Consider the following 23591-nt stretch of genomic DNA (forward strand, 5'->3'; position numbering starts at 1 on the left):
TTACCTCTCATTCCCTGGACGGTTCTGTCGGTATTATAGGCTTCAGAAAATCTAAATGGTAGGAAATTGTTTTTCAAAAAGGAAGGCCAAGCTTGATTCCTGCGAGAAAATGTAACCGGTTCTCGCCACCAACATCATCGCCGACCACTAACTGCAGGTCTGGTGTAATGATAAGCTCTTCGGACAACTGGATTTTGTAGTAAGTCTCGACTACACCCTGCCAAGCTCCCGAGACAGCAGACCACCCGGCAACGCCAACATGTTTCCATATCAAAACCCTTGATCCAGGTAAATTAGCCCGAGATTCCCCTCAGTTCGGGTTAGGCATATCAAAAACAGACAGAGCAGATAAAAAATCCGGTACAAGTTTTAGCGCTTTAACGGACTGGATGTGATCTTCATCATCTTGTTTCCACCCCGTTGGAACTCATAGTCAACACTATTAATCTCGAGTCCATAGCCCTCTTTCCTCAAGCGGGACGTCAGGATATCGAGATGGCGGGATCGTTTTGCCCCTAACTCCAGCAGCGGAAACAATCGAACGTCTGCCGCAACCCGGCATAGCTCCCTTATAGAGGCCAGGTGAAATTCCAGGTTGAGTTGTTCACTGTACAGAAACAGAAAGTGGGAAGAAAGAGCCAAGTCGAACTGGTTATCATCAAATGGCAGGCTCGGCAGCTCCCCGTGGACATACCTCTTTTCGTCACAGCCCTTATCATAATCGGCCAGGAAATCGTTCATTGCCGACATACGGGTGGTGGCAAGTACTTCCGGTGATCCGATGGAAGTCCATAAAAACTCATCTTGGTTTTCGCGCACCTGCTTCATCACTTCATGAAAGGTCACCTCTATCCTATGCCGGATTTCACCGGTGGAAAAAGAGTACAACGGATCAATCGAAAGTACCGAACCACCTCGCCTGCTCAAAGTACAGTTAAAGGAAGCGGGCCCATCACCACAGCCGAGAATTCGCCCCGCTAAATCATCCGTCGTAAGGGAAAACATGCCCACATATTCGTCATACGAGCGCCCCCAGGGCACCACATTGTCAAGGCTGAATCCCATGATCATCTACCTCCAGCGCAGCAGCCACTTTTCCAAAAGGCCTATTGCCCCGTGTATGGTTAAGCCGATGACCATCAGCACCACCACACCCGCCATCAGACGATCAAGTTGAAACAGATTCTGTTGCTCGATGATATAAGCACCGATTCCATATTGGGCACTGACCATCTCCGCTGCCACCAGCAGGATAATCCCAATAGATGACGATATTCTAAAAGCTGAAAGAATTGACGGAAGCGTACCTGGCAAAATGATACTCAGGATAATTGTCGATTTCTTCAGGTTAAAACTCTGGCCCATCCGCACCAGGTTTTTCTGGATATTATCCACCCCTCCAAAGGTGTTAATCACGGTGGGGAAAAAGGTACCGAAAGCGATGGTCGCGTATTTGGAACCTTCCCCGATACCGAACCAGATAATGAAAAGCGGTAACAAGGCAATTTTCGGAATAGCAGAAACTGCAGCAACCCACGGAATTCCCATGGATCTCGCAACCGTTGTAATACCAATTGCAAAACCGACAACAACACCACTTGAGACACCAAGGCTCCACCCCACAGCAAGCCGCGAAAGTGAAGCGCCAAGATGGTTCTTGAGCTGGCCGGAGCTATAGAGTTCCATTAAGGCTCTGCCGATATCACTGGGGGCAGGAAAGGACAATGCACCGATTACGCCGGTTCGGCACAGAACCTCAAGTGCGACGACAATACCGACAAAACTCATAGCGGCGAAACTGAAAATCAAACGTGGCCTGAATCCTCCGGCGCGATAGGCAACAACCTGTTTATCAAGAACCATCTGTCAACTCCTGATCAGCGGCTATCGCCTCGTTTCTGATCAACTGCCAGAGCTGCTCACGGCAGGCAGTCAAAACCGGGTCACCATCCTTACGCTCAGCAACGGGTATGGGGATATCTACGACTTCACGGACCATTCCCGGTCTCCTGCTGAGCGCCACCACACGATCCGCCAGACGCACCGCTTCATCAAGGTTATGCGTCACATAGAGCGATGAAATACTGAGCCGGGCAAAGAGATCGACAAATTCCTCCAACAAAAGGGCTCGTGTCTGGGCATCGAGAGCGGACAGGGGTTCATCCATGAGTAAAACAGCGGGTTTAACTGCCAACGCTCTTGCTATCCCGACACGCTGGCACATCCCACCGGACAGCTGCCGCGGATACGCCCCTCGAAAGTCAGCAAGTCCGGTCTGCTCCAGAACCTGTGTTATCCGCTCTTCCCTCTCCCGAGTGGGTAGTTTATGATCGGCAAGTACCAGCCTGATATTTCCCTCGACACTCCTCCATGGGAGCAAGGCAAAATCCTGGAACACATAGGTGAGCGGATTCAGGCAACCCTCCGGGACATCCCCTTGCTGATAGACCGCCCCCTCACTCGGTGCCAGAAGTCCCCCCGCAATAGAGAGCAAAGTTGACTTCCCGCAGCCGGAAGGCCCGATAAGAGCGACAACCTCCCGCTCCCGAACGGTCAGATCAACTCCCTCGATCGCTGTGACATCTCCATAGCGATGGGTAATATTCGAAAGTTCCAGTTCCATGGAGAATTATCGTTACCCTCTATTATTCCGGCATTGTCAGTGGTTCGATAAAGCTGTTATCTACAATGGCTCCTGGATCAGCTGAACTATCCACCAAACCGCGCTCCTGATACCAGGCAACTTGCTTGTACACATCAGCTACATCCAGTCGTCCGTCTTTTTCGATGTACATCGCCCCGTTTTTAATCTTCGGCAGCGCCTTTGCTGCTTCCTGGTCCTTATAAACGTATTTGTGAATCATCGTCAGGATTTCCTGCTGATTGGTATCTCCATCAATCAGTGCCGCCCGGTAGTCAGCGATACCTTTCTGGTAGGCAGCCACAAACTTCTTGACCACCTCACGCTTTTCAGTGACATTACCGGTTGACGTAAACAGCCCGCCAACCTGATAAGGAGCGTAATCGGCTACCCAGCCGATGATCTTTGCCCCTCCACCCTTGCTGAGGGGTTTTGCGATATGCGGGACAATAATCATGGAATCAACCTGCCCTGATTTGAGAGCAGCAATCATATTCCCCACAGACTGGAGTGGTTTCAAGGTCATCGAATCAAGCTCGAATCCTGCACCCTCGGCAACCCTGCCAATCATATAATGAAAGGATGATCCGACCTGCGACATAGCAAAGCTGTGTCCTGATAATTTGTCCACCGAAGTCAGACCGGCCTCATATGCCTTGTTAGAGGCCAGGATGGCAGATCCCGGGTACCCTTTTACCTCATGAAGCTGGGCCCCGATCACCTTGAGCGCCCCTTTAGCCGCCAGATTATAAAACCCGGCGGTAAAGGCCGTTACACCGAAATCCGCATCCCGCGAGGCGATAGCCACGGCCACAGGCTGGGCCGCCCGGAAAAACTTGAATTCCACATCAAGCCCCTGCTCTGCAAAATATCCCTTTTCATAGGCGATAAACAATGGTGATGACGAGACAAAGGTAAGTGCGGCCACGGTAACCTTTTCCTTTGCCAATACGCCCGTTGCAGCAAGGAGTACAACCATACACGGAACAACCAGACAGGATAATACTCGTTTCATTTTCAGCCTCCCGACACTATGGGTTCTTTTTCAGGTAGTTAGTTTCCATCCTAAAACGAGGTGTTTCGAAGTCTACGCTTATCTGGTCCAGATCGAGGCATGTGAAAAATTGTACCACAGCCATATAATTGATATCTCGGAATCTCGTTCCTCACTTACCGGAGGATAAAATTTTGAGCATAACGAAGATATGAACCAAAAGGGCAGTTTTAGGATGGGAACTGGTTATACAACCGGATTAAAATCTGGTATGCCAACATCCATGTTTTCCCTAATTATCTGGGAGTTCAGCATAATACACCTCGGCCACAGAATGAAAGAAAAAACGAAAACCAGTAATATTCTGTTTACTGATTCTCGCTAGCCTTCTCAACAGACATTTTTTCTAGACCTGACCCCATAGAAAATAACAGAATGTGCCCCCGAAGTTGTTCTCTCGGGGGCGCATTCGGCAGCCGGACGATCAGGGATTGATTATTTTATGGGATTCGAACTCCCCCGCATCGTTAATACGGATAACAACAGCACTTTTCGCAGGGTCGCCGCCGGTGGTCATATCAAGCACCCCGGAAACACCTTCAAAGCCGCGAACGGAAGCCATCTTATCCTTCACATCTGACCGGGCCTTGGTCATATTGGAACTGAGGCTATCGAGAGAGGATATTGCTGTTACAATCAGGCTCATTGCATCATAACCCGTTGCCCCGTCACCGGTCGGCAGGGCATTCATCTTCTGCTGATATCGGCCAACGAACGCTTCAGCCTTCCCTTTGGCGCCAATGGCTGCAAAATGGGAGGTAAAGTAGAACCCTTTGCACATATCGCCGCATTGCTCCATCAAGCCACTGGTTTCCCATGCATCCCCACCGAGGATAACCTTATTCCAACCGGCTGCCTTGGCCTGTTTGACGATTCTGGGGATCTCATTATCATATTGCGGTACAAAGAGGACTTCAGCGCCGGAGGCGACAATTCGTTTGAGATGCGCAGACAGATCGACTTCATTGGTGAGAAAATCCTCATAGGCAACCACCGAACCCTCCCCGTTCTTCTTTTCGAAAGAAGCCTTGAAGTACTCAGCAAGTCCTTTCGGGTAGGCATCTGCAATATTGAAGAGCACAGCTGCCTTATCCACACCCAGCTCTTCTGTAACAAAAGTTGCCATCGCCTCTCCCTGGAATGGGTCGAGAAAACAGGTCCGGAACACAAACGGCCGGTTCAGGGTCGTCTTCGGGTTGGTGGACATGGGTGAAACCATCGGGGTTTTAAAAGCATCGGCAATACCACCGGCCGGAATGGCTCTTGAACTGTCACTGGGACCGAGGATCGCAAGGACATTATCCTTGGTTATCAGTTTAAGGGCATTATTGACACCCTGCTGGACATTAGACCGGTTATCTGTAATGACGTATTCAATGGTATATTTCTTGTCACCTATAGTAATTCCGCCAGCGCCATTGATTTCATCCCTCACCATCTCTGCACCGGCCTTGATCGCCAGCCCTGATGCTTCCCGCCCCCCGCTCAGGGCAAGATTAAGACCAATTTTAACAACATCTGCCGCGCAAATTGTTCCAGATAACAACAAAATAGCAAATATAACACCTCCACTCCAAAACGGCATTTTTGTACTTCTCTTCATGAGCAGCTCCAAGTTGGTTGTTGTCAATAGAACCGTATGTCTTTTTGCCAAGGCATCCAAACGGTTATACTTCATTATTATTTGAGATAAAATCGCCACACTCTATATAGTTTAGCTCACTAAAACAAGGAACATTTTTCACCTAACTTACATATTGGTTCATTTGCCAGACCAAGACGCTGATTCTTTTTCAAAACTCTTTTTTTAAAAAACAAGGATAAAAAATGTCCGGTCCCATCCTCGGTTAGATGAAAGATTGCACTGCCACGCCAGCTGCTGAACGTCAGGTGAGTTACTCTTTACAAAATGGGTTCAAGAGGCAGCAATTTCCAGAAAAAAACCTTAAACCTTTTGAGCCACGGGGCAAACTGATCGGGATCGTCATGTTCCGCATTCCAACTGTTTTCCGCAGCCATATCCCGCTCAATCGACTGTTCCACCTGGGCTGCAAGTTGTCGATTGTGGATCAACACCCCCACCTCGGTATTGAGGTTGAGAGAACGCGGATCAAAATTGAAGGTACCGATAAAAAGGTATTCGCTGTCTACAACCATGGTCTTGGCATGTATGGCAAAAACAGGCAACTCCTCGGCGATTCGCTCATACCTCTCTATCAACTCTTTCTGGATCTGCGGCGTCGGGCGGTATTCAAAAATCTCAACACCGGCCCCGATAATTGCCTCCCGCTGTTTACTGTATCCGCTGAATGCCTGAAGGTTATCGGTGGATGCCAGTGAGTTGGTATTAACCCGGACCTGCACGCCCTTTTGCTCCAGTTCATGAAACAGGTCGATCCCACCCTCCGGGACAACAAGGTACGGAGACTGTATGGTCACCTTTTTAGAAGCCGAGGCAAGGATTTCAACCAGCCTTCTGGAGGCTTTGCCACCTCCGCCTAAACCTTCTGAGGAGTTTTTACCCGGCATATCCGAAATAAACTCTACATCGTCCCATACCAGGGATTTTCTCAACCCCGGGAAAAACCTTGGAATCATCTGGAGGGACTCTGCCACTTCCCGTTCATAGTTTTCGGGGTTCTGCGCATACCGGTGAAGATCCTCATAGAAACCGGTCCAGTCTTTTCGATCCGAATCCTTTCCCTCGTCCTCGAGCAACTCCTCCACATTAACCGTTAGTTCCCATTGCCAGAACCTTTCGAAACTCGCCTTCACCTCGGCTGCCGCAGGGCCCAGCACCAAAACATCCCGATCCCGAAAGTTATAGGTATGGTTATAATCGAAATACTCATCCGCCATATTGCGACCGCCGGTGACAGCGGCAATACCATCAACCACAAAAGTCTTGTCATGCATACGCTGGTTTGCCGAACGAAACTCCCGGACAAGATTAACCAGACGCTGCCATAAAGAGACACCTACGGAATGTTTCGGATTATATATCCTGACATGGATGTTCGGATGCGCGGCCAACCCCAGCATGGTTTCATCCGGGGCATCGATCAGCAGGTCATCGACAATAACCCGTACCTTCACGCCACGTTCTGCCGCCAGCAACAGTGCCTCTGCGGCCAGAATGCCTATATTGTCTGTGGACCAGATAAAGTACTGCACCTCAATGGTTTTTTCGGCCTGCTCCGCCATCCATCCCCGAGCAAGCAACGACTCTTCACCCTTTTCCAGGACGTAGACACCACTTTTCCCCGGATTATCCTCAAACATCTCCTGTAGTGTTTCAATAAAAGGAAATTTATCCTGTTTCAGTTCTCCGGCCATCACTGATCCGCTCACGCACATCACAAGTAACACGACAATTACCAGCCACTCTCCCACAGGCTTTTCACGCCCCATATCACAACTCTTCTGCCGACTGCACATATTTCTTCACCGTTCTTCTATCCAGATCCATAATTCGGGCAACGCCCTCATACGTCCCATTTTGCTCATACAGTAACCTGCAATACCTGGACAGCAGTTGACTGGCGGTATATCTCCCTTCATTGACAGCCCGCACCAACTCGTTACTGTTGTCGACACCGGTCTGCTTCCAGTCATACTTCTTACTGAGCAGCATTCTCCGGACACATTGTTCAAGCTCCCTTATATTGCCGGGCCATCCGTAGTTTTCCGGTTGTTGAAGTACTATCTGTTCATGAATCGGATCCACCAGTTCACCGGCATGCCCGCCGACAATCCTTTGCAGCACCACACCCAGCAAAACACGCAACTCTTCCGGGTTCTGGCCTATCCGTGTCCTAAGCGGTGGAATTTCGATGAGATCGGAACAGAGACGATAATAGAAGTCATCGCGGAAGGCCCCTTCCTCCCTCAGCTTATTCAGGTCCTTGTTGGTCGCGGCTATGACCCGCCCCTGAAATTTTTCCCGCCTGTGACTTCCCACAGGAGAGAAAAAACGGGCCTGTAAGACCTGCAACAGCTTGATCTGTATCGGCACCTCCACATCACCTATTTCATCGAGAAAAATTGCCCCGCAGGGACTGCATCGTGAAAAAACACCCAGATGTGCCTCCACAGCTCCGGTAAAAGCACCTTTTTTATGACCGAATAACTCAGATTCGATCAACTGGTCGGGATACTGTGAGAGATTGATTGAGATGAACGCCTTGGCGAAACTCTCGGTGAAACGGTTCTTTCTCGCATTATAAGGGATAAAACCGGAACGCCCGATAGCCCCGGCGGCCATACCCTTCCCGGTCCCTGTCTCCCCCAGGATCATGGTGGAAAAATCCTCCATCCGTCCCTGCAGGTAGCGGTCATATAACAGGATATCGCCTGTAAACACGTTGTTCCACAGGGCTCGCCGGAGATCCATCACACATTTACTCTCTCCGGCGATCATGCGGATGAAATAGAATGCCCGGCGCATTTGGAAAAAGAGCGCCAGGTACCTCTTTGAATCCTCCGCCCCGAATCCCTGTTCATCAAGACGGCTCAATATATCCCGCCCAAACGTTATAGGGATACACTCGTCACCTTTTTTCACCTGCTCCTGAATATGTGCATCATAATCATCACAGAACAGGTGGAAGGTATGGAACAATTTTCCATAGTTGAGCAGTTCAACTTCTTCCGAGGAAAGGGGCTGCGACGGTCTTGACTCCACGCCAGCGACCATTCCCCCCACTTTTTCAACAAGGCGGGCCAGCAGCTCCTCCACCGATGCACCTTTCGTCATACCCGCTGCCATACGGTCCAGTGCTATCCGTCGCTCCCCGAACGGGTTGGAGAAGATCGCCTCACGGATTGTCCGAAAAAACTCTCTCTCTGTCGATTCCATCCATTCACCTCCAATACATTTAATGTACAGAGACCATACACTGAATGTCAAGGAAACATGTCTCCTTGTTAGACCCTTCTTCTTATCCAATATTTTATAACTTATTTTCAGGTAGTTAAACGACACTCACACGTCTGGCACACTTCATGCGATACAGATCCTGAAAGCTGTCCATCATCAACAAAGGAGATAAAAATGAATTCAAACAACAGATGTTCACTTTTCACAGGCATTGTTACGGCACTCGCTGTCCTGCTGATCCTGACCCTTTTCGGCAAATCCACCCAGGCAGCAGGGCTCCTCAAACCTAAAAACGGTCAGAATTCTGATATTTCGATCAAAAGTCATGATGTCAACGTGACCATCAATAACGGTTTTGCCAGGACTGAGGTTGACCAGGTTTTCACCAATTCCGGAGCCAGTGACCTAGAAGCCGTATACACCTTTCCCCTGCCCAGACAGGCAAGCCTTTCAGAGCTCAGTCTCTGGATAAATGGAGTCGAGGTAACAGGCGAGGTGCTGGAAAAGAAACAGGCAAAACAGGTATACGAAGACCAGCAAGCCAAGGGAAACAGTACGGCCCTCACTGAGAAAGATGAATACAAGACATTTACTATTTCTGTCTCTCCCGTAAAAGCACAGGACGACACCCGCGTACGCCTGGTCTATTACCAACCCCTGGAGATAGACCTCAACGTCGGTCGGTATGTTTATCCACTTGCCGAGGGAGGCGTTGACGATGAAAGAATAGCCTTCTGGTCCGTTGACTCCTCGGTGCAGGAAAAATTCAGCTTCAACCTGACCCTCAAGTCAGCCCAACCGATTAAGGATGTGCGGATGCCGGGATATATGCAGCAGGCACAGATCCAGCAGGGCCAGGGAGACGACGTACAGGGTACGACCAATCTATTCACTGCTCAGCTGGAAAATCGGGAAGGCGCAACACTCTCCGAAGATGTTGTCATATACTACCGGCTGGATGACACCGTTCCTGCCAGGGTTGAGCTGATCCCCTACAAAGAGGAAGGTGCACAATCGGGCACCTTCATGCTCGTCATCACTCCCGGCGCCTCACTTACCGAGATCACCGAAGGAACCGACTGGGTATTTGTCCTGGACACCTCAGGTTCCATGTCTGGTCAGAAAATAGAGACCCTGGCAAACGGAGTGGCCAAGGCGATAACCAAGATGCATCCCGCCGACAGGTTCCGGATCATTACTTTTAACAACAGCGCAACAGATTTCACCAACGGTTTTATTGAGGCAACACCCGATAACGTGAATGAAGTCATCGCCAGGATCAAGACCATTCAGGCAGGCGGCGGCACGAATCTTGAAGCCGGCTTATCAAAAGGACTGAGCAGAAGTGACAGGGAAAGAACCACCGCTGTCGTGCTGGTTACAGACGGTGTCGCCAACATCGGCGCAACCACCCACCAAGAATTCCTGCAGCTCGTCAACCAGCGAGACCTGAGGTTATTCACCTTTATTATAGGCAACAGCGCTAACACCCCGCTACTTGACAAAATCACCAAAGCATCCGGCGGGTTCGCCATGGATATTTCCACCAGGGATGACATCTACGGCCGCATCCTCCAGGCTAAAAACAAGATGTTCTTCCAGGCTCTCCACGATGCGGAAGTCTCCTTCAAAGGTGGTGGCATCAAACAGGTGACCCCCACTGATATCGGTTCTCTCTATCGGGGTGACCAGCTGGTCATGTTCGGCAGGTACACCCAACCGGAACAGCTCGAGGTCACCTTCAAAGCGAAAATTTCAGGCGAAAACAAACAGTGGAGAACATCAACCGTCCTTCCTGACAGCAACACCGAAAATCCTGAAATTGAGCGACTATGGGCCCTTGCATCCATCCAGGAAATAGTTGATGAAATTGACACCAACGGAGAAAACAGAGATCGAAAAGAGCAGATAATCAATCTGGGAACAGAATATAGCCTGGTCACCGATTACACCTCCATGATCGTACTGAGCGAGGCGGAGTTTGAAGGTCTCAACATCGAGCGACGAAACCGTGACCGTATCGCCAGGGAAAGAACTGCCCAACAACAGAGAGCACAACAGCCAGTCAAGAATTACCGCGTCGATTCCACCCCCGAAAACTCGATGTTCAAGGGAAACAGCTCCCCGGGAATCGGGGTGGGACCTGCCGGACCGGTTATGCTCATCGTTATCGCCGGAGGACTATTTCTCGCGCGACGCCGGGAAAAGAAATAGCCAGGAAAACAGAAGAAAATGTTGCAATCAATCAGAAAAAAGATACAGCCGACTCATCTGCTGTACACAACCATCGCGCTCCTCGCAGCAGTCTGCAACATGCACCTGCTGCGGGGCGTTGCCCCCTCCACCTTCCTCTATTACACTGACAACGTTCTCACCGGCGAATGGTATCGGCTGCTCACCCACCCTCTCGTTCACGCCAGCTGGTACCACCTGCTGCTTGATGGACTCTGCATGATCCTGCTTTACCGTGCCGCCAGGGCAGCTATCTGGCAAAAAATTGCCGCCGTACCGATCTGCGGAATCACCAGCCTGCTCTATTCCATCGCCCAATCACCACAGATTGCCACAACCGGCTATTGCGGCCTCTCCGGCATTGCTCACGGCTTCATGTTCCTGGTCGGCTGGTTATGGTTGTTCCCAACAGACAGAGGTCAACAATCAGGATGGAGTTCCGAACGTTGGCTGGGGCTGTTGTTCTGCCTGGTGAGTCTTGGTAAATCATTATGTGAAGTGTACTCCGGCCAGATTCTCTTTGCAGACAGTCACGCAGGATACCTTGGCGGCATCCCCATTGTCCACGCCCACCTGGGCGGCGTATTCGGTGGCCTGCTCACAGGGATCCTCATTCAGGCTCAACGCACCTTCACCCGCCTATACATCTAGAGCTCACAGTCCATACATTTTATGCACAGACACCGCAAGGCTATTTCAGAAACAGCTCATAATATACGCTCTAACACAGTTATTACATAGAGTTATACAATTAAACATATCTGGCACAGTTCCTGTAATTACTACTCCAAGTTTTACAACAAACCCACAAAGGAGAAGCAGAATGAACAGGACCACCCGCAAAACAACAAGCAAGAAAACATTCGCATCCATGGCAACAACCTACTGCCTGGGTGTATTCAATGACAATTATTTCAAGCAGGCGGCCATGTTGCTTGCCGTAGCCGCTGGCCTGAACCACCTTCAGGGCTGGGCAGCTGTGCTCTTTTCCCTGCCTTTTATCCTGTTTGCCGCTCCAGGAGGGTGGTGTGCCGACAGGTTTTCCAAGAAGCAAATGATTGTTCTCTCAAAGGCTCTGGAAATCGGGGCCATGGTCGTTGGAGGTGCAGGACTGCTGCTGGGAAGCTGGCCATGTATTCTCGGCATGGTTTTTCTCATGGGTTTTCAATCTACCTTTTTCGGACCGGCGCTTAACGGCTCCATCCCCGAGATGTACCCAGCAGAATCGGTACCTAAAATGAATGCCGTGCTGAAACTGGTGACTACGCTTGCCATACTGGCTGGCATAGCCACCGCTGGCCTCTGTCTGGATCAGGCCCGATTCAATTTCTCATCCATGCCCTCAGGGACAACACTGGTGGCTGCCGTTACAGTCCTTGTTGCCTCCCTCGGTTTTATAGCAAGTTTTGGCATCAAACATTCATCTGTCAAAAGTAAAGGAAAACCGTTCCCCTGGCTTGGCCCACTTCACTCCCTCAAGGATCTTGCTGAGATTTCCCGCGACCGCCAGCTGCTGCTGGCAATTGTGGCGGACACCTGGTTCTATTTTGTCGCCTCCACCACCGTCCTGGTTATCAACGCACTGGGTCTGCAGCAATTTAACCTATCCCAATCCACCACCAGCCTGCTGCCTGTGACTCTTATGGTCGGCATCTGCGCCGGTTCCTTTTTAGCCGCTAAGCTTGTTGCGATTGAAAAGTGGTCCAGCCACCTTGTCCTTTCCGGCGGCATCATGGGAGCCTCCCTGTTACTCGTCGGCTGTGCCCCCCTCATCGGAGCTACCATGCAAACCGGCTGGCTGGCGATAACCCTGTTCAGCGGAGGGATCGGAGGAGGCCTGTTCCTCATCCCCATCACCTCGATCCTGCAGGTCCGACCGGATAAGAAAGATAAGGGCAAGGTCATCGCTGCTGCCGGCTTCAGTTCCTTCTGCGCCATCCTGCTTTCAGGACTTCTTTACAATGTAATAGAACCGTATATTCAGCCTTCCACCTTTATGGCATACCTGGGCGGGGGCACCATTCTTTTCACCCTGGTATTACGACTGATACTCTCGCAACAAAACAGCAGTGGCCCTCTTCTGGGATGGCTGCTCAGGAGAATCCTGTCACTGAGATATAGAGTTGAGATAAACGGCCTTGAAGAAATCGTCCGGAAGGGAAATGAAAAGATCCTCTTTCTCCCCAACCATCCGGCTCTGATCGATCCCGTTATCGTTATGTCCCGACTCATAGGTCCTTTTTCTCCACGACCACTCTCCAATATTGACCAGATCAGCCATCCGATTATTCGCACCCTGACAGCACCGGTCCGCCCGATCACCATCCCCGATGTGAAAAAGAGCGGTAAATCGGCCAAACAGAGGGTCTACGCCGCTATAGATGAGATCGTGGAGCAATTACAGAAAGGCGATAACATCCTGTTTTATCCAGCGGGCAGACTGTACCGCAGCAACAAGGAAGACCTTGGCTCCAACTCAGGCGTTGAACATATTGTCAAGCGTGTCTCCGGTCTGCGGGTTGTCATGGTTCGCACTACCGGTCTCTGGGGCAGCAGTTTTGGTTTTGCCAAGGGCACCACGCCCACGGCCTTTGCACGTATCAGGCTCTACCTCACCAGCCTGCTGGCAAACGGAGTCTTTTTCGGGCCCAGACGAACTGTCAAAATTGATTTTCATGAGGACGTGAATGTACCGGCTATGGACAACCGAAAAGTCATCAACAGACATCTTGAATCCTGGTACAACGAGACTTCACAACCCAACACTCATGTGCCCTACTACTGGTGGCAGGGCAGAAAACCCTCAGTCCTGCCGGAACCTGAGAGAACAGTTCTCTCAATCAGCACTCCTGACATTCCCCCGACCCTGAAAAACGAGGTCATCGACCGAATTACCGAGATGGCCGGTGCCAAAGCGCAACCACACCACAGCCTGGCCGGGGATCTGGGTCTTGACTCATTAACGATCATGGAACTGGGGGGGTGGCTTGAAAAAGAATACGGGGTATCCATCCCCGACCTTGAAGCAGTGGAAACAGTTAACGACTGCCTGCTTGCCGCAACAGGTACATTCTGCAGCAAAAAAGAAAAAGCGACTCAGCAAAAGATCCCGAAAAAATGGTTTGAACCAAGCGATACACCCCTCACCATGGGAGACAGTACAACTGTCACAGAGGCGTTCCTCAGACAGGCCCGCAAGGCACCGACCAGTCCTATTATGGCAGACACTCTTACTGGTACGAAATCATACCGTCAGCTGCTCACCTCTATATTTGCCCTCAAACCTCATATTGAGAAAATAGAAGGCAAACGGGTCGGCATCATGCTGCCTGCCTCCACAACAAGTGCCATTGTCTACCTGGCAACTCTCTTCAGCGGCAAGACCCCTGTCCTCTTCAACTGGACAGCGGGTATAGCAAATATGCGTTATGGTATTGAGGATACCGGTGTCACGGCCATTATCTCAGCAAGCCGGCTCTGTTCGAAAATTGAAGACCAGCAGGATGTGGAATTAACCAGCCTGCCGGTACGTTGGCTGCATCTTGATACGCTCATACCAAACATAACCAAATGGGACAAGATAGTGGCCCTGTTCAAGTCTTATTTCTGTATCTCACAACTTGAAACGATACACATCCCGGAAACGGCCGCTATCCTCTTTACCAGCGGCTCGGAATCAAAACCCAAACCGGTACCATTAAGCCATGCCAACATAATTTCAAATTTACGGGACTTTTCTCACCTGCTCGACATTTCCGGAGACAACAGGCTCCTGGGCATCTTGCCACCATTTCATTCCCTGGGGCTTGCCGGAACCATCATCATGCCGCTTTGCATGGGCCTTAAAACCGTATTTTATCCCAACCCAACGGAACCTGCTCAGCTGGCAGACATCATAGAGAGGTACAAGACGACCATGCTGATCTCAACCCCAACCTTTCTAAACGGTATCCTCCGGGCTGCAGGTGAGGATCAATTGCACAGCCTGCAAACGGTTTTCACCGGGGCGGAGAAGTGTTCGGAACAGGTCCGGAATAGTTTGCAAAAAATCAACCCCAAGGCAGAATTGTGTGAAGGGTACGGTATCACAGAATGCTCACCACTGGTTTCAATCAACGTACCCGGCAACTCACGCCCCGGAACAATCGGCAAGGTCTTGCCGTCCATTGAGTATGCAATCGTCAACGAAAAGCTAACCGCCAGGGTACAAAAAGGGAAACAAGGGTTACTGCTTGTTCGCGGGCCTAATATTTTTGACGGCTACCTGAACAGCATTCCGGAAAAAGGATTTTGTCCATTTGAAAATGCAAACTGGTACAATACCGGAGATTACGTGAGACAGGAAGATGACGACCACCTTGTCTTTTGCGGCAGGAAGAAACGATTTATCAAAATCGGTGGCGAGATGATTTCTCTGCCCGCCATCGAGAACGTCCTACTGACAGAACTCAACCTGCAAAATGACGGGACCATTCCCCTGGCCGTTGAGGCTACTCAGGATGAGAGCCATCCGGAAATCGTGCTCTTTACAACCAGATCACTTGCCCGCAGTACTGCTAACGAAACCCTGAAAAAGGCCGGCCTTTCAGGCCTTCATAGCATTCGCCGGATGATTCAGGTGGACGCAATCCCGATACTGGGAACGGGCAAGACCGATTACAGGCAATTGAAGGAGAGCTTGGCTGCATAACGCTTTCAAATTCGTCTTTTTCTGCGCCCAATCGGTGTAAATGGGCAGGCAGGACTCGCCAATGAACAAGGAAGTCCGGAGTCGCAAATGCCCCTCTCAAGCTGCCCTGCATATTATGTATGCAGGGCAGCTTCCTTCACTGGGTAAAAAGTACCCATATCCCGTTCGCTCCCCCCTTCCACACTTTGTCACCTATTTACCAGGTTAATTTATTTTTCCTTGCAATAATAGGCTATTAGACTGAAAATAATTATTTAATTATTTACTAACGCTCCTGGTATGTTTATTGATAATCTTTGTCGAGATACGTTACTACACCATTATTCCAACATCTATGAGGGGAAATTATGAACATGAGAAAAATAACTTCAATGACATTACTGCTGTCATTGGTCGTCCTGGTCATTAACTCGGTGGTTCTGTATGTCGTGCCAGAAGGCAGGGTCGCCTATTGGGCCGACTGGACATTTATGGGACTCTCCAAAACAGACTGGGGCGAACAGCACACCACTGTCGGCTTCCTGTTTGCTTTTGCCGGTATCCTGCACATCTACTACAACTGGAATCCAATTGTTGCCTACATGAAGAACAAGGCGCGAGAGGTAAAGGTGTTCACCGGAGCCTTTAATGTTGCCTTGGCACTCACCGTTATTTTTGTAGTCGGCACCTATATGCACATCCCGCCGATGAGCACAATTCTCAATATCTCCGATGGTTTTAAGTTAGACGCCTCCAAAAAATACGGAGAGCCTCCTTACGGTCATGCAGAAACCTCTTCACTCAAGATGTTTACCAAAAAGGAAGGGCTTGATCTGAAAAAAAGCATGGAATTGCTTAAAGCTGCCAACATGAGTTTTACCGATGAAAAGCAGACGATTAAGGAAATAGCCAAACAAAACAACAAATCGCCTCAACAGGTTTACCTCGTCATCAAACCCGCTTCCCAGCAACCTGAGCTTGAAGGTGCCACTGAAGGAGCCACAGCCTTCCTGAATGCCCCGAAATCCGGCTGGGGAAAACGTAAGGTTGGCGATATCTGTACGGAATATGACCTCAATCTCGAGCAGATCCTGCACGGACTCGCTCAAATGGAAGTACAGGCTGAACCGGACCAGACTCTCAAACAAGTCGCCGAGGCAAACGGCGCCAGCCCGCTTGAAGTATATGAAATGATGGTTGAGATTGTGTCAGGAGCCAAGAAATAATTCCAGCCATCTCAGGATACTGCACCAGCTCTTTCCCCCCTGCAACCGTTACAGGTTCCAGGGGTTTTTTTTTCGAATTACACCGCAAGAATCAGAGTATTTCACTTTTCGCCAGCCTGTATAGTGTATCCATAAGAGAAAAAAACATGGAAGAGTGGTGACAATTAACATCACCACAATACGCTTTATCTTCTGCAGACGATGAGGAAATCAATGACACATATCACCTCATTCAAAAGTGATAAAAGCAGATGGCAGGCCGTGGTCGACAACAAGCTTGCGGTAGCTATACCCTGCCATAGGGTTATCTCGAAAACCGGAAAACTGAGCGGCTACAGATGGGGTCTTGAGAGAAAAAAAAGGCTGCTGCAAGAGGAACAGGATGGGTAAGGCCTGTCTCCTCTGCTAACAAAAATAATAGTAGAAGACCGTCACCACAGCCAGGCTGACAATCCGGAAGCCCTGGCCCAGCAGTAGTATCTGCGTACCCATCCTGGGAGAGAATATACCGATATAACGGGGCAGCTGGTGACGCAGAGCCCGAAGAGGGAAGGCCATGATATTGCCGACAATAAGCGCAATCACCGTCTGCTTGACAGTGATGACACCCGCGTCAAGCATGGCCCCGGCCGCCGCAAAACCAGAAGTAAATTCCGCCGCAAAGCTCAAAATGACCACAGACAGGGCTTCGATCGGCACAAACCCGGTCACAAAATAATTATTCAGAAAAAGGTTTGCCTTGGTAAAAATACCCAGCTGATTGAGCAGAAAAACAATAGTGTAAATAGGCAGGACCCAGACAACAATCGTAGTGATGCGGCCCGGGATCTTCTTCCGTATTGATTTTACAACGGATAGCCTGGCTTTTCCTTCTCTTCCACCCAAATCTTCCACCCCGGAAATAGCGACATCACGGGGAAGCACAAAATGGCCGTAAAGTACAAACAACAGGGTTCTCAACAGGGTTGCCGCCAGGGTGAGTCCGAAATAGACAAGTCCAGCCCGTCCCGTCAGGGGCACAACAATAAAAAAAGTAGTAGGCAGATGGAGAAAGTAGGCGGGTAACTGGTTAATGAAGTTTGCCAGGTAGAGCTGTCGGCGACTTATCAGCTCGTCTTTATAGTAACCGAGCAGCATGGCGTTGGAAGCAACACCGGAAACAAAGGCCGCGGTAAAAGCGGCGCTGCAGCGCATCCCCAGGTTGCCATAACGGAACATAGGTCCGGCAACAACGGCGAGCTTTTTCGTCCACCCGGTCGACTCGATGATCTGGCCAAAAATCAAACCAAGAAAAATGAACAGCAGCAGTCGCCCAAGAGGAAACAGTAAGGAAGACACGACATTTTCCTGATCCATCCCGTCAACGGCCACCAGGGCGTAAAGCAACAGCAACACGGTGATTGTCAGGGAAAAAAACAAGGCGCGATACGGTCGCCGACGTTTTTTTCCGTAGCGACCGGGAGTCATTTTTTTTGCGGAGGCTGAATCTTTTACCACGGTGCTTATGTATCCAACTTCTCTTTTTTAGCAATGACGAGGGTCCAGTAATCAGGCTCTCTCTCTGCCAGGAGTCTTATTTCCCTTGTAATCGACTCGTCTTCCCTGCCGCATTTTGAAACAGCCACACTATTCTCAAGCATGTCGGCATCATCCAGGGCCTCGATAATATCGGGTACATTTTTATACGCCTTGAGAAGGACCACATTCTCCACAGTATCACCAACCTTTCGCACATGAGCACCGCCAAAAGCACCAGAGGTAAGCAAAAGGGATTCCTCCGCCTCAACAAGCGGCCTGTTGATCCGCGCAGCTGCCGCCTGGTACGAGGTGATACCCGGAATGGTCTCAACAGCTATCCCGGGATGGAATTCCTGCATTTTCTGCAAGATATACCCGAAGGTCGAGTAGGTAAGCGGATCTCCCAAGGTAAGAAAGGCAACATCTTTCCCCTTTGACACCTCCCCGGCAATGGTGTCGGCGTTTTTCCTCCAGGCCCTATCAGTGACAACCTCATCCTTTGTCATGGGAAAAGACAGATGGTGCACTTCAAGATTATCAGGCAAATGAGGTCTGGCAATGTCAAGCGCCAGGCTGAAGTCATTTGTGGTGGCGGAAGCGGTAAAAATTGCATCCACTTGGCCGAGTATTTTCACCGCCTTAACGGTGATCAGGTCGGGATCCCCGGGGCCCACCCCAATCCCATATAATGTGCCGCTATTATTCATAAGCCTCACGCCCCGTGGCCAGAACTATCAATGCATTAACCACGCTTGCCGCGATGTTGGAACCACCTTTTCGACCTACATTTGAAATATAGGAATAAGGGGACGAACAGAGTAGCTCTTTTGATTCGGCCGCCTTAACAAAGCCAACCGGTAATCCGACGACAAGGGCCGGTCTTGCTTTGCCCTGATCCATCAACTCCAGCAACCTGAGCAGTGCTGTCGGGGCATTGCCCACCACATAGATACCACCGTCCATAACGTCCAGTGCCGCGTCCACCGCGGCTTTTGCCCGTGTTGTCCCCCTCTCTTCTGCAATCTCTGCAACCCGTGGCTCGGTCATCAGGCATTCGACACGACCCCCAAATCCCTCAACCAGCTTTCTCCTGATGCCGGATTTCACCATATTGGTATCGACCACCACATTCTTTCCAGCTTTCAGGGCCTCGACACCTATCGTATGGGCATTTTCTGAAAAACGGACGGAATGAATATAATCAAAATCGGCAGAGGTATGAATCATCCGTCGTACCACTGGCCATTGGTCGGCAGGAAAATCGTGATCTCCCGCCTCCGCATCAATTATCTCAAAGCTCAAACGCTCAATCTCATGGGGCTGCATAATTCACCATTTTCGACTATCAGGAAGAATCGATACCATGAAAAATCCCCGGACCACATACAATGATCCGGGGATTCCCTGTAATTCCACGTATCGACACAAACATCCCTTATCCACGGGGATCCTTGCATTCAGTATACCTCCAGACAGGTCTTCTGACTTTCCGACCCCTTTAACGGCCTTCCCGCTTCATCAGCAGTGGCGCAAGATATTGAAAGGGTTCTCCAAAATAAATAGAGCAGGATTACAGCGGCGGGTCCGTCCCGGAATCGCACCGGGTTCCCTTTTCATCCACATCAGTGGAACCTGGAGAATGATTCCCATAGTTACACAAATGATAGCCGCTGTCAATCCTGCCATTATGATCGATACGTCTTGCACAGCCTCCTAAAAACACAGCAAAATCAAGGAATATGGAAACAATACCGGCCCAAAGGGTTTAGACGCCCCTGTCTGAAAACAATGGAACCTACACATCCAGTCTTAGGCAGGTACCATCAATTTCGATAGAATGAATCACATTTTGGGCAGGAGCAATGTCAAACAGCAGCAGGGATGACAATAACGCAGAATAGTGCCTCTACCTCACCCAGCTTGACATTACGCCTCTTTCACGCAAAGATAGAGCAGGATATTATTACGTTATGCCTGCACAAAATTCTATCACTCCGGCATGGGTTTATCTGAACGGCCGCCCATATACCGCACAACACAACTGAATATTACTGTTACATCCCCCCAGGGAGGAAGTAATGCCAGAGCCCAAAAAACACTCTGTAATTCAATGTCTACTTTTTATAGTCATCACCTGGCTCATACCTTGTACAGCTTACGCGGATACCGTGGATACGATGGACCTGCTGTTATCCAGAGTTACGTATCTACAGACTGATCACCACCGCCTCACAGGAACGCTGGATAAGCTCAACTGCCGTACCCATTCGTGCTCCATCGATTAAGTCCTCTTCGGATATCCGCCGGCTTTTAGCACATGGGGTGCATGCCAGGATGTCCACCCCATGTGCCTGCAGGTAGGTCATAAGGTCGTCGGCCACATCACCTGTAGCAGCCTTGAGATTATCGATCAACCCTTCCTTGGCCAGGTAGACCGCTTCATCAAGAAGAAAAAGGGTAACGTTTTTCCCTTCTTTATGCGCTACAGTTGCCAAATGGATAGCCCTTGTTGCCCTGTTCGGGTTATCGGTCCCACAGGAAACGGTAATTACCACATTATCAGTCATCGTTTTCCTCCAGTTGATTGAATTTATGAAAATGCCGCGTCATCGGCACAGAAAACAACACTCGTGTATCTTTCCCCCAGATGTCAGAATGTAAATCCTGGCACCAGTCACAGGATATCCTATTGACCAGCTTTGACCAATGAAAATAACACGTTGCGACAGTCACCCGGATGCATCATACACCTGCCAGAACAAAGATAATTACATCGAGGGGTTGGATTATCAGGTCATCGACCATTCGAAATGGTTTCCATCCTCAGCTACCCCGGATACTACAGGGTTGAGGGAAGAACGTTCACAGGAGCTGTTCAGTTCTTAATAAAATCAACAATCATATCCGCTATCGGCCGCGTTGAGCCCGGCGCAAGGATGTCACCGGCCAGGACATGATGGCTGGGGGAACCCGACTCATAATAGGGGATCAGCTTTTTTTTCTCTGAGCCGATACTGCCAAATCTCTTCTCAATGGTCACCGGGCAGACGACCTCATCCGCAGGTGAGTAAATAACCAGGAGCGGCGTGCGGATTGTCCCCAAATCCAACGAGCGAGCGATACGCACCATGCCCTGCAAGGGCAGTAAGGCCTGGGTCGGGAAACGGTTGGTCCAGAATTTTTCATATTCTTCGTTATGCGGCTCCCAGCTATATTCAGGCCCCATTACAAGTTCAGCAATCTGCCTGCCCCATGGCAGCGTGAGAAGCTCTGTTCTCCGATCGACCAGACTGAGATTAGGGGATAGCAGGATGAATGCACACACATGCTCGGCAATACTTTCTGTTGCCAGCCACGTAGCCATCGTACCGCCTGTAGAGAGGCCAATCACCACGACTTGCTCACCGATTTTACGACCGATCTCCACCGCCTCCCAGGCATCGTTCAACCAGTTGTTGACCGAACCATCCACCATCGCCTCGCTACTGCGCCCGTGGCCGGTAAAACGGGTATAGAAAAGGTTCGCGCCAAGCTCCTGGGCCACAATCTCGGCTAAGGGGGCCGCTTCCTGCCGACACGCGGCAAAACCGTGCAGGTACACAACCGACAGAGCTGTTTTTTCCCCTTTTTCCCCGGCCCAGATAATTGTTTTTTCCGCTCCGACCCGAATATCGCTGAAACGTGCTTCCGATTCTGCAAGATACCTATCAAGGTCGACAGGCAACTCCATCGGTCTGATTACAGTATCGATTTTCACCCTCGGCCCGAAGAAAAACAAGACAACCAGTACACATGAAACAAGCAGGAAACCTGTCAACACGATAAACTCTCCATAATTTTCCTGCATTTCCAAGGGGAACGGGGCGGGTTCAACAGCAGGAACCTCCCCCCTTGCGTCCCGTCAGTCGCTCAACCCACAAGTTTATATAGGCCTCGGCGCAACCCACTCCCGGTTTGACACTGATCGCCTCCACAGGACAATTTACCGAGCAGGCACCGCACTCCATACAAGCATCAAGATCTTGAATAACTGCTTTCTTGTCGACCAGCTCAAATATTCGATGGGGACACACGGTCAGGCAGTTTCCGCAACCGATACAACGTCCTACATCAAGCTTCAAGGTCGCTGTATTATCAATGTATCTGAAATTTATCATAGTTACAAACCCTCTACCCTATAAAGGGTGAAACCAGCCAGAGCAGAATCGCCAGGCCACCACCAACCCCTTGTACTGGAATCCCCCTGCGCATCTCAAACTCTACACCCGATGGCGAAGTGAAAGGGGTGCATCCGGTAAAATTCATGGCCTGATATGAACTTATAACCACAGACCAGAGGAGGAGAGCTGCATGATTAAGCGAAAAAATCCACCCCCCTGAGACGAGGATTATGACTCCGAGCATAAGTGGTGGCCAAAGTCCTTTTATCCAGAACTGACGACCGGGAATCCAGGGTAACAATAGCGGCACAAGAGCGGAACCACAAAAGATACCGAACAGGGTCGACCAGAAGAGCTGTACTGTTCGATGCCAGGTCACATCGATGGCAAAAAAATGCGGGCCCAGACCGGCTAGCAGGAAACCAACTCCCAATGTCACGGCTATTGTCTTCAGTTGCAGGTACACTTCAACGGGAATAAGTTCCGCCCGTTCACCAAGTGTAAAGGTCACGGACCGCATAGATTCCGTTGCAACATCGTCTCCGCCCAGGAATGCTGGGATATCCCGGGCCCTGACCGGACCAAACCGAACCCGGAAGCCGCACTCCTTTTTCACCCGGGGAGCGGAAACCCCAACAGCACCAAGTTGCGGCACAATCAGGGTATCGTGTGTTATGACCTGGTCAAGCCGGGCCCACTTCACCAGGGAAACCATTTCATCAGTGGAAAATGTTCCCTTGCCAGCTGCACACCAGACGTTTATGCCCCTGGTATCCGCAACCAGTATCCAGGCACTGACCCCGGACAGTTCAAACCGCAGAGCATCAAAAGAAAGTTTATAATTGGCCGTTACCAACACCGGAGACAGGGGACCGGGACTCCCGACCGCATAAAGGCCCGGATTAATGCGATAGTTATTTCTGGTAACTCCGATTCTTGTGAGAACCCGTCCCCACCAGTCCCGGGCGGTCGGCGATGTCGCAACCCGGGGGACCGGCCCCACCGGAGTGGATATAAAATCCTCTACATAGGCATCGATAGAATAGCCAGCCTTCTCATGGAGCCCCGCCCGGGGTTCCTGCTTCGGGCCTCAACAAGGTGCCTCACCCGAAGCCTGTTTGTTTGTTCCGTCACAGTCCGGAGTGAGTGAGGACAACGGTTGAAGCGATGATGAATGGTCAACGTTCTGCTGGATGTTCATAATTACCTGCC

At 50.3% G+C, this 23591-nt stretch carries 21 protein-coding genes and 1 riboswitch; of the genes, 6 read left to right on the forward strand and 15 right to left on the reverse strand.

Annotated features, from left to right (window positions below; translation table 11 throughout):
* Window positions 1–73 precede the first annotated feature (73 nt).
* From GA520_RS22290 to GA520_RS22325, 8 genes are all read right to left on the reverse strand, one after another.
* The gene (locus GA520_RS22290) at window positions 74–274 is read right to left on the reverse strand and encodes a carbohydrate porin (protein WP_163335632.1); all 201 of its coding nucleotides are present in this window, start codon (window positions 272–274) and stop codon (window positions 74–76) included.
* 95 nt (window positions 275–369) lie between these two features.
* Window positions 370–1065: a class I SAM-dependent methyltransferase gene (locus GA520_RS22295; RefSeq protein WP_163335633.1), complete on the reverse strand. Its 696-nt coding sequence runs from the start codon at window positions 1063–1065 to the stop codon at window positions 370–372.
* Between the two features lie 6 nt (window positions 1066–1071).
* Window positions 1072–1863, reverse strand: a complete 792-nt coding sequence (locus tag GA520_RS22300) for an ABC transporter permease (RefSeq protein WP_163335634.1) — start codon at window positions 1861–1863, stop codon at window positions 1072–1074.
* Window positions 1853–2623, reverse strand: coding sequence for an ABC transporter ATP-binding protein (locus GA520_RS22305; RefSeq protein WP_163335635.1), 771 nt, complete (start codon window positions 2621–2623; stop codon window positions 1853–1855). Before GA520_RS22305 ends, GA520_RS22300 begins: the two co-directional genes overlap by 11 nt.
* 22 nt (window positions 2624–2645) lie before the next feature.
* Entirely contained in the window at window positions 2646–3656 is a 1011-nt protein-coding gene (locus GA520_RS22310; RefSeq protein ID WP_163335636.1) for an ABC transporter substrate-binding protein, read from the reverse strand.
* A gap of 463 nt (window positions 3657–4119) precedes the next feature.
* Window positions 4120–5298, reverse strand: a complete 1179-nt coding sequence (locus tag GA520_RS22315; RefSeq protein WP_163335637.1) for an ABC transporter substrate-binding protein — start codon at window positions 5296–5298, stop codon at window positions 4120–4122.
* 299 nt (window positions 5299–5597) lie between these two features.
* Window positions 5598–7106 (reverse strand): phosphatidylserine/phosphatidylglycerophosphate/cardiolipin synthase family protein, encoded by a 1509-nt coding sequence (locus GA520_RS22320; RefSeq protein WP_205749172.1) that lies wholly within the window; start codon window positions 7104–7106, stop codon window positions 5598–5600.
* A gap of 1 nt (window position 7107) precedes the next feature.
* Complete coding sequence (locus GA520_RS22325) at window positions 7108–8553, reverse strand: sigma-54 dependent transcriptional regulator (RefSeq protein ID WP_205749173.1); 1446 nt, start codon at window positions 8551–8553, stop codon at window positions 7108–7110.
* A 195-nt stretch (window positions 8554–8748) separates the two neighbouring features.
* Here GA520_RS22325 and GA520_RS22330 point away from each other — a divergent pair, with 195 nt between their 5' ends.
* From GA520_RS22330 to GA520_RS22350, 5 genes are all read left to right on the forward strand, one after another.
* Window positions 8749–10788 (forward strand): VIT domain-containing protein, encoded by a 2040-nt coding sequence (locus tag GA520_RS22330; protein ID WP_163335639.1) that lies wholly within the window; start codon window positions 8749–8751, stop codon window positions 10786–10788.
* An 18-nt stretch (window positions 10789–10806) separates the two neighbouring features.
* Window positions 10807–11457, forward strand: a complete 651-nt coding sequence (locus tag GA520_RS22335; protein ID WP_163335640.1) for a rhomboid family intramembrane serine protease — start codon at window positions 10807–10809, stop codon at window positions 11455–11457.
* 172 nt (window positions 11458–11629) lie between these two features.
* Window positions 11630–15496, forward strand: a complete 3867-nt coding sequence (locus GA520_RS22340; RefSeq protein WP_163335641.1) for an MFS transporter — start codon at window positions 11630–11632, stop codon at window positions 15494–15496.
* A 347-nt stretch (window positions 15497–15843) separates the two neighbouring features.
* Entirely contained in the window at window positions 15844–16701 is an 858-nt protein-coding gene (locus GA520_RS22345; RefSeq protein ID WP_163335642.1) for a DUF4405 domain-containing protein, read from the forward strand.
* A 213-nt stretch (window positions 16702–16914) separates the two neighbouring features.
* Window positions 16915–17091 (forward strand): MGMT family protein, encoded by a 177-nt coding sequence (locus GA520_RS22350; RefSeq protein WP_240910014.1) that lies wholly within the window; start codon window positions 16915–16917, stop codon window positions 17089–17091.
* Window positions 17092–17106: 15 nt separating this feature from the next.
* Here the strand turns inward: GA520_RS22350 and GA520_RS22355 are convergent, their stop codons facing one another.
* From GA520_RS22355 to GA520_RS22370, 4 genes are all read right to left on the reverse strand, one after another.
* A complete protein-coding gene (locus GA520_RS22355; protein ID WP_240910015.1) occupies window positions 17107–18198 on the reverse strand; it encodes a nucleoside recognition protein in 1092 nt (363 codons plus the stop codon).
* A 5-nt stretch (window positions 18199–18203) separates the two neighbouring features.
* Entirely contained in the window at window positions 18204–18926 is a 723-nt protein-coding gene (gene cobI, locus GA520_RS22360) for a precorrin-2 C(20)-methyltransferase (RefSeq protein WP_163335644.1), read from the reverse strand.
* Window positions 18919–19545: a precorrin-8X methylmutase gene (locus tag GA520_RS22365; RefSeq protein ID WP_163335645.1), complete on the reverse strand. Its 627-nt coding sequence runs from the start codon at window positions 19543–19545 to the stop codon at window positions 18919–18921. The genes cobI and GA520_RS22365 overlap by 8 nt, the downstream gene beginning before the upstream one ends.
* Before the next feature lie 127 nt (window positions 19546–19672).
* A riboswitch (cobalamin riboswitch) is annotated at window positions 19673–19870 on the reverse strand.
* A 556-nt stretch (window positions 19871–20426) separates the two neighbouring features.
* On the reverse strand, window positions 20427–20786 hold the full coding sequence (locus GA520_RS22370; protein ID WP_163335646.1) for a DsrE family protein: 360 nt from the start codon (window positions 20784–20786) through the stop codon (window positions 20427–20429).
* A 139-nt stretch (window positions 20787–20925) separates the two neighbouring features.
* Between GA520_RS22370 and GA520_RS22375 the strand changes: the two genes are divergently transcribed.
* Window positions 20926–21105, forward strand: a complete 180-nt coding sequence (locus tag GA520_RS22375) for a hypothetical protein (protein ID WP_163335647.1) — start codon at window positions 20926–20928, stop codon at window positions 21103–21105.
* Here GA520_RS22375 and GA520_RS22380 read toward each other — a convergent pair.
* From GA520_RS22380 to hgcA, 3 genes are read right to left on the reverse strand one after another with little or no spacing between them, the layout of a single operon-like run.
* Window positions 21095–22039: a carboxylesterase gene (locus tag GA520_RS22380; protein WP_163335648.1), complete on the reverse strand. Its 945-nt coding sequence runs from the start codon at window positions 22037–22039 to the stop codon at window positions 21095–21097. The two genes, GA520_RS22375 and GA520_RS22380, sit on opposite strands and share 11 nt — an antisense overlap.
* A 49-nt stretch (window positions 22040–22088) precedes the next feature.
* On the reverse strand, window positions 22089–22376 hold the full coding sequence (hgcB, locus tag GA520_RS22385; protein WP_163335649.1) for a mercury methylation ferredoxin HgcB: 288 nt from the start codon (window positions 22374–22376) through the stop codon (window positions 22089–22091).
* A gap of 13 nt (window positions 22377–22389) precedes the next feature.
* Entirely contained in the window at window positions 22390–23580 is a 1191-nt protein-coding gene (hgcA, locus tag GA520_RS22390; protein ID WP_316244670.1) for a mercury methylation corrinoid protein HgcA, read from the reverse strand.
* Window positions 23581–23591: the final 11 nt, after the last annotated feature.

The sequence above is a fragment of the Desulfopila sp. IMCC35008 genome, from assembly GCF_010646885.2.
Taxonomy (GTDB): Bacteria; Desulfobacterota; Desulfobulbia; order Desulfobulbales; family Desulfocapsaceae; genus Desulfopila.